This is a genomic window from Bradyrhizobium sp. CIR48 (genome assembly GCF_014198315.1).
Taxonomy (GTDB): domain Bacteria; phylum Pseudomonadota; class Alphaproteobacteria; order Rhizobiales; family Xanthobacteraceae; genus Bradyrhizobium.
This window is the reverse complement of record NZ_JACIHG010000002.1, coordinates 154,197-165,991: the sequence shown is the minus strand read 5'-3', so window position 1 is coordinate 165,991 and position 11,795 is coordinate 154,197. Positions and strand designations below refer to the sequence as shown.

Below are 11,795 nucleotides of genomic sequence, written 5' to 3'. Positions count from 1 at the left end.
TTGAGGCAACCCGACGCGAGCGCCGAATTCGGCCGCTTTGGTATGGTTTTGGCGCCGATCTTGCAATAGCCCTCGTGAGGCTCTCGTGAGCCCTCGTTGGGGGGCATTATGGAGCGCATACAGCGGGCCTATTGCGATCACCTTGAGGTGACGGCTAAACAGGATCGGGCTAGGGATCCCCAGGGAACAGGATGACGGATCAGGCGATTTTGGTCACCGGGGCCGCAGGCTTCATCGGCTTTCACGTCGCCCGGCACCTCTTGGGCGAAGGCCGCACCGTCGTCGGGCTCGACAACCTCAACAGCTATTACGATCCGGCACTGAAGCGGGCGCGCCTGGCACTGTTGCAGAGCGAGCCCCGCTTCTCCTTCGTCGAGGCCGATCTTGCCGACCGCGAGACGATGGCGGCGCTGTTTGCGCAACATCGTTTTACGGAGGTCGTGCATATGGCGGCGCAGGCCGGCGTGCGCTACTCGATCGAGCAGCCGCACGCTTATGCCGATTCCAATCTGTTGGGCTTTCTCAACGTGCTCGAAGGCTGCCGCAACAGCGGCTGTCGTCATCTCGTTTACGCCTCGTCATCCTCCGTTTATGGCGCCAACACAAAATTGCCATTTGCGGTTGCGGACCGGACCGACCATCCCGTGAGCTTCTACGCTGCGACCAAGAAGGCGAACGAGGTGATGGCGCAGTCCTACAGCCATCTCTATCGCTTGCCGGTCACGGGCCTGCGCTTCTTTACCATTTACGGGCCATGGGGACGGCCCGACATGGCCATGTTTCTGTTCGTAAACGCCATCATGGCGGGCAAGCCGATCCGGCTGTTTAACCATGGCCGAATGCGTCGCGACTTCACCTATGTTGATGATGTCACACGTGTAGTATCCAAGCTGCTCGATCTTGTGCCTGCGGACGATCCGGCTGCCGCAAATGCGCCGTTTAAGCTCTACAATGTCGGCAATCACCATCCGGAGGAACTGATGCACGTCGTCGGTCTTCTGGAGCGGGAGCTGGGCCGGACGGCGATCAAAGAATTGCTGCCGATGCAGCCGGGAGATGTGCTGGAAACGTTCGCGGATGTCGAGGATCTGATGCGCGACACCGGCTTTGCACCGTCAACGCCGATCGAGCATGGGGTCCATAATTTTGTCACCTGGTATCGGGACTACTTCAAGGTTTGAGATGACGATGGACAAACGCATTATCCCCCTGATCATGTGCGGCGGTGCCGGCACGCGGCTGTGGCCGGCTTCGCGCGAGGTGCGGCCAAAACAGTTCCTGCCGCTGTTCGGCACGCGCTCGACTTTCCAGGACACGCTGCTGCGCGTCTCCGATCCTTCCCTGTTCGACCGGCCGATCGTCATCACCAATGCGTCCTATCGCTTCATGGTGCTGGAGCAGCTCGCCGAGATCGGCATCGAGGCCGACGTGATCCTCGAGCCGATGCGGCGCGATTCAGGACCTGCGATCGCGGCCGGCGCCGTGTTCGCGCAGAACCGCGCCAGTGAAGCCATCGTGCTCGCGCTCGCCGCCGACCACGTCGTGCAGGACAATGCCGCTTTCGTTGCCGCATGCCGCGAGGGCCGTAACGCCGCGAGCACCGGCCGTATCGTCACCTTCGGCGTCAAGCCGGAGCGGCCCGCGACCGAATACGGCTATATCAACCCGGGCGAGGTGATCTCCGGCGAGGTGCATGCGGTCGCGCGCTTCGTCGAGAAGCCGGACGCGGTGAAGGCCTCCGACTACGTCAATTCGGGCTATCTCTGGAACAGCGGCAACTTCATGTTCCCGGCCAGCGTGCTGCTCGATGAGTATCGCAGGGTCGATGCAGGAAGCGTCGAAACCGTCACCAACGCGGTCAACAATGCCGGGCGCGATCTCGGCTTCGTCACGCTGGAGCCCGAGGCGTTCGGCGCGGCCAAGGCGATCTCGATCGACTATGCCGTGATGGAGAAGACCTCGCGCGCCGCGGTCGTGCCGGTGTCGTGCGGCTGGTCCGATGTCGGCTCCTGGCACGCGGTGTGGGAGCTCTCCGACAAGGATGCGCAGGGCAATGCCTCGCACGGCGCCGCGGTGTTCGAAGACTCCCGCAACTGCAACGTCACCACCGACCAGGCGCTGGTCGCGCTCGAGGGCGTCGACGATCTCGTCGTGGTCGCGACCGCGGATGCGGTGCTGGTCTCGCGCCAGAAGGATGCCAATGGCCTGAAGCGTCTCGTCACCAAGTTGAAGGCGGTCGCGCCGAAGGTCACCGAGGAGCATCTCAAGGTGCATCGGCCCTGGGGCAGCTATCAGTCCGTCGACAATGGTGAGCGCCACCAGGTCAAGCGCATCGTGGTGAAGCCGGGCGGGCGGCTGTCGCTGCAGAAGCACCATCATCGCGCAGAGCACTGGATCGTGGTCCGCGGCGCCGCCCGCGTCACCGTCAACGAGGCCGTGAAGACCGTGCACGAGAACGAGTCGATCTACATCCCGATGGGCGCCGTGCATCGGATGGAGAACCCCGGTAAAATCATGCTGGAACTGATCGAGGTCCAGACTGGAAGCTATCTCGGGGAAGACGACATCATCCGGATTGAAGACGACTATCAAAGGTCGTAACCAGCAAACTCCGAATCACGTGACCCGGGCCAAAGACGCGATATTTTTCGGCTTAAGGCCCGGGGAACGTGTAACTTTTTGAATCAAATCGTGTCCGGGCCGCCAAGGCGGCATTCGCCACAAATGTGGCGTCCGTGCTAGAAGCGCGCCGGGGATTTGCGTTGAATCGGGGTTTACTCAGATGAGTTCCAAAGGGTCTGCACCGGCAAAGGCCGGCTTGCGCGTCGGCGTCATTGGCGCTGGCGTGATGGGGAGCAACCACGCGCGCGTGCTTGCGGGTCTTCCCGGCGTCAGCCTCGTCGGCGTCGTCGATCCTTCGCCGGCACATCGCACACGCGCGACGGAACTTGCCAGTTGCGCAAGCTTCGAGACGCTCGACCAGCTCTTCGCCGAAGGCGTCGACGCCGTCACCATCGCAGCTCCCACCCATCTGCATCACGAGGTCGCGCTCGCCTGCATCGCCAGGAACATTCATGTTCTGGTCGAGAAGCCGATCGCATCCACGGTGGAGGAGGGCCGCGAGATCGTCGCTGCCGCGCAAAAGGCCGGCGTCACGCTGATGGTCGGCCATGTCGAGCGCTTCAATCCGGCGGTCGCCGCCGTCAAGCAGGCGATCGCGGGCGAAGACATTCTTTCCATCGCGATCACGCGCGTCGGCCCGTTCCCGCCGCGCATGTCCAATGTCGGTGTCGTCATCGACCTCGCCGTGCACGACATCGACCTGATCCGCTGGTTCACCGAATCCGACATCGTCGAGGTGCAGCCGCAATTGTCGAGCGCGGTCGCCGAGCGCGAGGACATCGCGCTGCTGCAGTTCCGCACCGAGAGCGGCGTGCTCGCCCACATCAACACCAACTGGCTGACGCCGTTCAAGGCGCGCAGCGTCACGGTCGCGACGCGCGGCAAATACGTGATGGGCGATCTGCTCACGCGCCAGGTCACCGAGTGCTTCGGCTTCAAGCCGGACGGCAGCTACTCGATGCGGCATCTGCCGGTCGGACATGACGAGCCGCTCCGTGCCGAGCTGATCGCGTTCCTCAAGGCGGTGCGCAACGGCGAGACGCCGGCGGTCACCGGCGACGAAGGCGTCGCCAGCCTCGAGATCGCGACGCAGTGCCTGGAGACGCCGTCGCGGCCCGCGGCCAAATCGCCCGCCCTCAAGGGCCCGCGCCGCGTCGCCGGCTGAACCCCTTCATCCATGTCGACCATTCAAGAAGGCGCCAAGAGCCAGGTCATGAACCAGCATCTGCGTTCCGAACCCATTCCCTTCATCGACGTCGCCTCGCAGCGCCGCCGGCTCGGCGCTTCGCTGGATGCCGCGGTCAAGCGCGTTCTCGACCACTGCCAGTTCGTCAATGGCCCTGAAGTCGCCGAGCTCGAGAAGCAGCTCGCGACTTATAGCGGTGCCAAGCACGTGATCGGCTGCGCCAGCGGCACCGACGCACTTCTCATGGTGCTGATGGCAAAGAACGTCGGTCCCGGCGATGCCGTGCTGTGTCCGTCCTTCACCTTCATCGCGACCGCGTCGCCGGCGGCCCGGATGGGCGCGACCCCTGTCTACGTCGATGTCGACGAGACGACCTTCAACATGAGCCCGGAGTCGCTCAAGCGCGGCATCGCAACCGCCCGCAAGGCCGGCCTGAAGCCGGTTGCGGTCATTCCGGTCGATCTGTTCGGCCAGCCCGCCGACCACGATGCCATCGCCGAGATCGCCAGGGCCGAAGGCCTGTTCGTGATCGACGACGCCGCGCAAGGGTTCGGTGCGAGCTACAGGGGCCGCAAGCTCGGCACCTTCGGGCTCGCCACCACGACCAGCTTCTTCCCCGCAAAGCCGCTCGGCTGCTTCGGCGACGGCGGCGCGATCTTCACCGATGACGACGATCTCGCGGCCACCTTGCGCAGCATCCGCGTGCACGGGCAGGGCGTCGACAAATACGACAACGTCCGCCTCGGCCTGACCGGCCGGCTCGACACCATGCAGGCCGCGATCCTGATCGAGAAGCTGAAGATCTTCGACGACGAGATCGCCGCCCGCAACAAGGTCGCCGAGCGCTACGCGCGGGGCCTGAGCAACGTCGTCACCGTGCCGCGCCTGGCACCCGGCAACACCTCGGTCTGGGCGCAGTACACGATCCGTCTCCCTGAGGGCACCGACCGCGACGGCTTCGCTGCCGCGCTGAAAGCCCAGGGCGTGCCGACCGCGATCTATTACGGCAAGTCGATGCATCAGCAGACCGCCTACAAGCAATATCCGGTCGCCGAGGGCGGCCTGCCCGGTTGCGAGAGCCTGTCGCAGGACGTCATCAGCCTGCCGATGCACGCCTATCTGACCGAAGCCGATCAGGAGCGAATCATCGCCGCCGTCCGCGGCGCGATTGCGGGCTGATCGCTTACCCTCTCCCCCTGTGGGAGAGGGTGGCTCGCCGCATAGCGGCGAGACGGGTGAGGGGTCTCTCTCCACACGGTATGCGCTGAGAGATACCCCTCACCCGATTGAGTTTGCATCTACCAGCGTCGCTGCCCTCGAGGGCACGGCAATGCGCATCGCAGGCCGAGCGCCCGTCTTTTTTGATCACGTCAAACTTCAAAGCCTTATCGTTAGGCTGATTAGTCTCTAAAACAGACGCATGCTCGGACGCATCTTCACGGTCGGTGGTTACACGCTGCTCTCGCGGCTGACGGGGTTTGCCCGCGACATCATGCTCGCGGCGATCCTCGGCGCCGGCCCCGTGGCCGACGCCTTTTTCGTCGCCCTCCGGCTGCCCAATCATTTTCGCGCGATCTTCGCCGAGGGCGCCTTCAACGCCGCCTGGGTGCCGGCCTATGCGCATGTCCATGGCGAAAAGGGCGCGGCGGCGGCGCGCCTGTTCGCCGACCGCATCTTCACGCTGCTGCTGGCCTCGCAGGTGGCGCTGTTGATCGTCGCCTGGCTGTTCATGCCGCAGGCCATGAGTATCCTCGCGCCGGGCTTCGGTGAGGATGCCGAGCAGCGCAAGCTCGCGATCGAGCTGACCCGGATCACCTTTCCCTATCTCCTGCTGATCACGCTGGTGACCCTCTATGGCGGCATGCTCAACGTGATGCAGCGCTTTGCCAGCGCCGCGGCCGCCTCGATCTTCCTGAACGTTTCGATGATGATGACGCTGGCGGTCGCCGTCTGGTTTCCGAGCGCGGGCCACGCCGCGGCCTGGGGCGTCCTGATCTCCGGTTTCCTGCAATATTTCCTGCTCGCCGGCGATCTCGCCCGCCATGGCGGTCTGCCGCGGTTTGCGCCGCTCAAGCTCGACGAAGACGTCCGCGGCTTCTTCAAGGCACTCGGCCCCGCGACGCTGGGCTCGATGGGCACGCAGGTGGCGCTGTTCGCCGACACCATCATCGCGACCTTCCTGCCGGCCGGCGCGCTGTCGGCGCTCTATTACGCCGACCGGCTCAACCAACTCCCCATTGGCGTGATCGGCATCGCCATCGGCACCGTGCTGCTGCCGGAGATGTCGCGGCGGATCACCGCCAACGACCATGACGGTGCGATGAAGGCGCAACGCCGCGCTTTCGATTTCACGCTGCTGTTCTCGATCCCGTTCGTGGCCGCGTTCCTCACCGTGCCCGACGAGATCATGCGCGCGCTATTCGCGCGCGGCGCGTTCTCCAAGGCCGACGCGGTCGCCGCCGGCGGCACGCTCGCAGCCTACGCCATCGGCCTGATCCCGTTCGTGCTGATCCGCAGCGCGGTTGCGACCTTCTATGCGCGCAAGGATACGGCGACGCCGGTGCGGGCGTCGCTGACCGGCATCGCCGTCAACGTCGCGCTGAAGTTTGCCTTGATGGGGACGCTCGCGCAGATCGGACTTGCGCTCGCGACCGCCATCGGCGTCTGGACCAATCTGCTGCTGGTGCTGTTCTTCGCCGTGCGGCGCGGCTTTCTCGTGCTCGACCGCGCCTGGCTGATGTCGCTGGCCAAATTCCTGCTGACAGGGATCATTCTCGCCGCCGCCTTCTGGCTGATCGCGCACTTCAGCGCTTCAGCTCTCGCCTCGATGCGCTTCCACGACGAGTTGACACTGGTCCTACTGGCCGTCGGTGGCACGATCGTCTACGCGCTTGCGATCCTCATCCTGTTCGGCCGCAGCTGGCTGGTCTCGCTGGTGCGCGGCTAGGCGTGTGCCGAAAGCCAACACGCCTAGCCCGCCGTCACCGCGCCGAAGAATCGCTTTGAACGCGGCCAACGCCGTGAGCGGATGGACCGTTTGTTGGGCCTCGGATGCACCAGGGGTCTACAGTGCGTCATGCCTCGCGGGGCGGCCTTCATGCGGTTCGCCAATCGTGATACGATATTCAGGTACCGTCCTCAGGTAGCAACGCGATGAGGCAGTGACCATGTCATTTCGCTCTCCCTGGTCCACATCTCGGATCGACCAGTTCGCCACCAGCAATGCCGACCTGCTGATCCTGATCGGCCGCATCCTGCTTGCATGGGTGTTTGTTGGAAGCGTGTATGGAGCACTTTCCAACTTCAGTGGCTCAGTGGGCTATTTTCGGTCGCTCAACCTTCCAGTGCCGCAGCTGTTCACGACGACCACCGTCATCCTGGAAATACTGATATCGGTTGGTTTGATACTCGGCATTGGTACGCGCTACTGCGCAATTTTGATCTTTCTGTTTGTATTGTCGGCGACTGCAATCGCACATCGTTACTGGGAATATCCCGCCGGTCCGCAACAGATCGGGCAGTACAATAATTTCCTGAAGAACATCTCGATATCAGGAGGCGCTCTGTTGATCCTGGTCACCGGAGGAGGCCGGTTCTCCCTCGATCGGAGGCTGGCAGGCTAAGCAGCGTTGTTCGTTTCAGCCGTTTCCTCAGCCTGATAGCCAATAACTTGCTTCGAGTGAGCATCGTCGGCCCCAGTAGGGTTGCGAGAGGTTGCAGCCGCACGATGTGCCGCTTGGTCCGTTCGTCTTGACGCCATCAACGCGAGGCGCAGCTGTGCCAGCTCGGCAGCTGCCAAGCCGTGCCTTTGCGGCCGTTACTACGTCACTTCGCCTTGTGCCTGAAAGCAACTTCGAGCAGATGGCTGACGAGATTTGAGAGCGGCTTCAGGCGCTCGCTTATTATCCTGAAGGAAAGCATCAGCCACGTCGCGAGCGCGGCACACCACAACAGGATTTCCAATGTTTCGGGCATGAGGACACCCATCAAAGCAATTACTGGAAATCCAAGCAGTGTTGCCGATCTGAACCCACCCGACAAGTCCTCTTAAAAGTGGCAAGATGCTGAAACACTCGGAAGAACCGTTAGCTCGCCATGACATCGCCTAAGCACGGCGTCTGAGTGTACGCCGGAAAGCTGGACCATTCTGCTGCTGGTGCTCTTCTTTGCCGCGCGGCGCGGCTTTCTCGTGCTTGACCGTGCCTAGCTGATGTCGCTCGCCAAATTACTGCTGACCGGGATCATCCTCGCCGCATCGTTCTGGCTAATTGCGGTTCAGCTTTCGCCTCGATGCATTTCCATGACGAGTTGACACTCGTCCTGCTCGCCGTTGGCGGCACGATTGTCCATGCTCTCGCGATCTCATCCTGTTGGCCGCAGCTGGCTTGTCTCGCTCGAGCGCGGCTAGGCAAGCAGGTGCTCGCCCCCAGGGTGCAACGGACATCGGCACATCTCTTGATTTTGCGCGATCGGCGTGCTATACGCGCTGCATGATTAAATGCTCGCGCACCGTCAACCGCAACCACATGACCCGCTTCGGCTGGGCCGTGGAAGGAGTCGTGCGCTAGCAATTCGACGACGACATCTTTTCCACCAGGCCCCGCCGGCATCGGACGGGGCCTTTTGTTTGGCCACGCTCCCTGCCGGCTCAACAGCAGGAGCATCCGATGCCACCACAACAGACCAACATCACAGCCGCGACGGAGGTCGACGCCGCAAGGCGTGGCCTCGACCTCTCCATCGTCCAGAGCCTGCTCAGGCGATACTGGCGGGCGTTTCAGGATTGGCGGCCGCGCGCAGGGGTCGCCTTGCAGGATCTCAGCGACAGGGAGCTGATCGATATCGGTCTGACGCGCGGCGATATCGATTGCATCGCGCCTGAACGCGCCATCGAGAGATTAAGAGACAGCACGAGGACTCTGTGGGGCCGTGGCGGGATGTGACGGATTCTTCACTGCGACAAGGAGAGGAGGCGATCATGATATCGCATGCTGCCGGTGCTCAGGCGGACGTGGAAATCCGACGATTGAATGTCGATGATCTCGATCTTTTTCGCGACATTCGCGCGCAGGCACTTCAGATGCACCCTCAAACGTTTGGTTCTGCTGAAGAGGATGCGGGCGGGGAGCCGATGATGGCGGCTTATCGCCGTTGGCTGGATGGAATGATCCTCGGCGCATTTCGATGCGGGAGCTTGATGGGCGTCGCGGGCTTCTACGTATCGTCAGATCGGCGATCGCAGCACAGGGGCAACATCTTCACGGTTTACGTGAGGGAGGAGAGCCGAGGTAAAGGGGTCGGAGATCGGCTCATCAAGGAGCTTCTTGCCCATGCCGAGACACGCGTCGAGCAGGTGCATCTCGCCGTCCTGCTCGAATCGACCGCTGCAATCAACACCTACAAGCGTAACGGCTTTGAAATCTACGGTACCGATCCCGCTGCCGTCCGCATAGGAGAGGCCACCTACGACAAGTACTTTATGGTCAGGAAATTCAGCCGTTAACGCCGTTTCCCACGGCTGTCCGACCTGGCCGCGCCAGAACTGTCGGGGGTGGCTTCGAATCATCGGCCCCAATGGGAAACGGCCCGCCTAAAGCCGTTTGCCTTGCCGGTTTTTCCACGGCAATATGCCCGGCAAAACAACCATGAGAACGGGAAGATAAAATGGCGGCTCCCATCAAGTTCGGCGTTGGCCAAAGCGTGCTGCGCAAGGAGGATGACGCGCTCATCCGCGGCAAGGGCCGCTATACCGACGATTACGCGCCGCAGGCTGCGCTCCGCTGCCTGATGCTGCGCTCGCCGCACGCGCATGCCAAATACACCATCGATGTGAGCCGCGCCCGCGGCTTGCCCGGGGTAGCGCTGATCCTGACCGCCGATGACGTCAAGGATCTCGGCAATCTGCCCTGCCTGTTCAACCTCGAGACCGATCCGTTCACCGGCCCGCCATACCCGATCCTGGCCAAGGACGAGGTGCGCCACGTCGGCGATGCCGTCGCCTTCGTCGTCGCCGAGACCATCGACCAGGCGCGCGATGCGATCGAGGCGATCGAGGTCAAATGGAGCCAGCTCCCGGCTGTGACCGGCGTCGTCAATGCCGTGAAGAAAGGCGCGCCGCAGGTCTGGCCGGACAAGGCCGGCAACGTGCTGTTCGACGTCTCGATCGGCGACAAGGCGGCGACGGAAGCTGCTTTCGCCAAGGCGCATGCGGTCGCCGAGATTGCCATCGTCAATCCGCGCGTGGTTGCCAGCTTCCTGGAAACGCGCGCAGCGGTCTGCGAATATGACGCCAAGCGCGACCATCTGACACTGACGATCGGCAGCCAGGGCAGCCATCGCCTGCGCGACATCCTCTGTCAGAACGTGCTCAACATCCCCACCGACAAGATGCGGGTGATCTGCCCCGATGTCGGCGGCGGCTTCGGCACGAAGCTGTTTCCGTATCGGGAATACGCCCTGATGGCGGTCGCCGCGCGAAAACTGAAGAAGGCGGTGAAGTGGGCGGCAGATCGCTCCGAGCATTTCCTGGGCGATGCGCAGGGCCGCGACAACGTCACCACTGCGAAGATGGCGCTGGCCGAGGACGGCAAGTTCCTCGCCATGGACTGCGACCTGATGGGCGACATGGGCGCGTATCTGTCGACTTTCGGCCCCTACATCCCGCATGGCGGCGCGGGCATGCTGCCGGGCCTCTACGACATCCAGGCCTTCCACTGCCGGGTGCGCACCATCTTCACGCACAGCGTGCCGGTCGATGCCTATCGCGGCGCCGGGCGGCCGGAGGCGGCCTACGTCATCGAACGTCTCGTCGACGCCTGCGCGCGAAAGCTCGACATGACGCCCGATGCCATCCGTCGCAAGAATTTCATTCCGCCGAAGGCGCTGCCTTACAAGACCGCGACGGGCAAGGTCTATGATTCCGGCGATTTCGCCGCGCATCTCAAGCGCGCGATGGAGATCGCCGAGTGGAAGGAATTTGGCAAGCGCGCCAAGGCGGCCAAGAAGAACGGGCTGATCCGCGGCATCGGTCTTGCGAGCTACGTCGAGATCTGCGGCGTGATGGGTGAGGAGACGGCCAACGTCCGTCTCGATCCCAGTGGCGACGTCACCGTGCTGATCGGCACGCAATCGAGCGGGCAGGGCCACCAGACCGCCTATGCGCAGATCGTCGCAGAGCAGTTCGGCCTGCCGCCGGAGCGCGTGCATATCCGTCAGGGCGACACCGACGAGATCGCGACCGGCCTCGGCACCGGCGGCTCGGCCTCGATTCCCACCGGCGGCGTCTGCGTGGAGCGTGCTGCGGGCGATCTCGGCAAGAAGCTGAAGGAGCTCGCCGCGCAAGCGCTGGAAGCAAGTGCGGGCGACCTCGAGATCACCGATGGCGTGATCCGGATCGCCGGCACTGACCGCTCGATCTCCTTCGCCGACCTTGCCAAGCGGCCCGGCGCCGATCCGTCGAAGCTGAACGGCAGCGCGACCTTCGCCAGTGCCGACGGCACTTACCCGAACGGGACGCATCTGGCGGAGGTCGAGATCGATCCGGCCACCGGCATCATCAGAATCGTCAACTACGTGATCGTCGACGATTTCGGCAAGACGCTCAACCCGCTGCTGCTGGCCGGCCAGGTGCATGGCGGCGCCATGCAGGGCATCGGCCAGGCGCTGATGGAGCAGGTGGTTTATGGGCCCAATGACGGCCAGCTCATCACCGCGACCTTCATGGACTATGCACTGCCGCGCGCGGCGGACGGGCCGGCTTTCGTGTTCGAGACCGCCAACGTGCCCTGCAAGACCAATCCGCTGGGCGTGAAGGGGGCGGGCGAAGCCGGCGCAATCGGCTCCTGTCCGGCCGTCGTCAACGCCATCGTCGACGCCCTCTGGCGCGAGTACAAGATCGACCACATCGACATGCCCGCGACCCCCGAGCGGGTGTGGATCGCCATCAGCGAGCACCATCGCCGCCACAGCCTCTAGGCGGGATTCTTCC

10 protein-coding genes are annotated in these 11,795 nt (G+C 63.4%); 9 read left to right on the top strand and 1 reads right to left on the bottom strand.

Annotated elements, in window-relative coordinates; genetic code table 11:
- Positions 1-191: 191 nt before the first annotated feature.
- The 6 genes from GGD66_RS07185 (at position 192) to GGD66_RS07160 (ending at position 7,431) form a co-directional block, all read left to right on the top strand.
- Positions 192-1,181 (top strand): NAD-dependent epimerase, encoded by a 990-nt coding sequence (locus tag GGD66_RS07185; protein ID WP_092261096.1) that lies wholly within the window; start codon positions 192-194, stop codon positions 1,179-1,181.
- Between the two features lie 7 nt (positions 1,182-1,188).
- On the top strand, positions 1,189-2,601 hold the full coding sequence (locus tag GGD66_RS07180; RefSeq protein WP_183230207.1) for a mannose-1-phosphate guanylyltransferase/mannose-6-phosphate isomerase: 1,413 nt from the start codon (positions 1,189-1,191) through the stop codon (positions 2,599-2,601).
- Positions 2,602-2,782: 181 nt separating this feature from the next.
- Positions 2,783-3,787 carry a Gfo/Idh/MocA family protein gene (locus GGD66_RS07175; protein ID WP_183230205.1) on the top strand — a complete coding sequence of 335 codons (1,005 nt, stop codon included), beginning with the start codon at positions 2,783-2,785 and terminating at the stop codon, positions 3,785-3,787.
- A gap of 12 nt (positions 3,788-3,799) precedes the next feature.
- Positions 3,800-4,987 carry a DegT/DnrJ/EryC1/StrS aminotransferase family protein gene (locus tag GGD66_RS07170; RefSeq protein ID WP_283806128.1) on the top strand — a complete coding sequence of 396 codons (1,188 nt, stop codon included), beginning with the start codon at positions 3,800-3,802 and terminating at the stop codon, positions 4,985-4,987.
- 241 nt (positions 4,988-5,228) lie between these two features.
- Positions 5,229-6,755: a murein biosynthesis integral membrane protein MurJ gene (gene murJ / locus GGD66_RS07165; RefSeq protein ID WP_183230203.1), complete on the top strand. Its 1,527-nt coding sequence runs from the start codon at positions 5,229-5,231 to the stop codon at positions 6,753-6,755.
- 220 nt (positions 6,756-6,975) lie between these two features.
- A complete protein-coding gene (locus tag GGD66_RS07160) occupies positions 6,976-7,431 on the top strand; it encodes a DoxX family protein (RefSeq protein ID WP_092261218.1) in 456 nt (151 codons plus the stop codon).
- Positions 7,432-7,633: 202 nt separating this feature from the next.
- On the opposite strand, the gene GGD66_RS07155 is transcribed toward GGD66_RS07160, so the two are convergent.
- Complete coding sequence (locus GGD66_RS07155) at positions 7,634-7,783, bottom strand: hypothetical protein (RefSeq protein WP_177237325.1); 150 nt, start codon at positions 7,781-7,783, stop codon at positions 7,634-7,636.
- A gap of 692 nt (positions 7,784-8,475) precedes the next feature.
- On the opposite strand from GGD66_RS07155, the gene GGD66_RS07150 reads away from it, so the two are divergent.
- The 3 genes from GGD66_RS07150 (at position 8,476) to GGD66_RS07140 (ending at position 11,782) form a co-directional block, all read left to right on the top strand.
- A complete protein-coding gene (locus GGD66_RS07150) occupies positions 8,476-8,751 on the top strand; it encodes a DUF1127 domain-containing protein (RefSeq protein ID WP_183230202.1) in 276 nt (91 codons plus the stop codon).
- Positions 8,752-8,786: 35 nt separating this feature from the next.
- A complete protein-coding gene (locus tag GGD66_RS07145) occupies positions 8,787-9,311 on the top strand; it encodes a GNAT family N-acetyltransferase (RefSeq protein WP_183230200.1) in 525 nt (174 codons plus the stop codon).
- Positions 9,312-9,472: 161 nt separating this feature from the next.
- Positions 9,473-11,782 (top strand): xanthine dehydrogenase family protein molybdopterin-binding subunit, encoded by a 2,310-nt coding sequence (locus GGD66_RS07140; protein WP_183230198.1) that lies wholly within the window; start codon positions 9,473-9,475, stop codon positions 11,780-11,782.
- Positions 11,783-11,795 lie beyond the last annotated feature (13 nt).

Coding starts and splice junctions, on each gene's coding strand:
- GGD66_RS07185 (WP_092261096.1), top strand. CDS start 192: ATGACGGATCAGGCGATTTTGGTCACCGGGGCCGCAGGCTTCATCGGC.
- GGD66_RS07180 (WP_183230207.1), top strand. CDS start 1,189: ATGGACAAACGCATTATCCCCCTGATCATGTGCGGCGGTGCCGGCACG.
- GGD66_RS07175 (WP_183230205.1), top strand. CDS start 2,783: ATGAGTTCCAAAGGGTCTGCACCGGCAAAGGCCGGCTTGCGCGTCGGC.
- GGD66_RS07170 (WP_283806128.1), top strand. CDS start 3,800: ATGTCGACCATTCAAGAAGGCGCCAAGAGCCAGGTCATGAACCAGCAT.
- murJ (WP_183230203.1), top strand. CDS start 5,229: ATGCTCGGACGCATCTTCACGGTCGGTGGTTACACGCTGCTCTCGCGG.
- GGD66_RS07160 (WP_092261218.1), top strand. CDS start 6,976: ATGTCATTTCGCTCTCCCTGGTCCACATCTCGGATCGACCAGTTCGCC.
- GGD66_RS07155 (WP_177237325.1), bottom strand. CDS start 7,783: ATGCCCGAAACATTGGAAATCCTGTTGTGGTGTGCCGCGCTCGCGACG.
- GGD66_RS07150 (WP_183230202.1), top strand. CDS start 8,476: ATGCCACCACAACAGACCAACATCACAGCCGCGACGGAGGTCGACGCC.
- GGD66_RS07145 (WP_183230200.1), top strand. CDS start 8,787: ATGATATCGCATGCTGCCGGTGCTCAGGCGGACGTGGAAATCCGACGA.
- GGD66_RS07140 (WP_183230198.1), top strand. CDS start 9,473: ATGGCGGCTCCCATCAAGTTCGGCGTTGGCCAAAGCGTGCTGCGCAAG.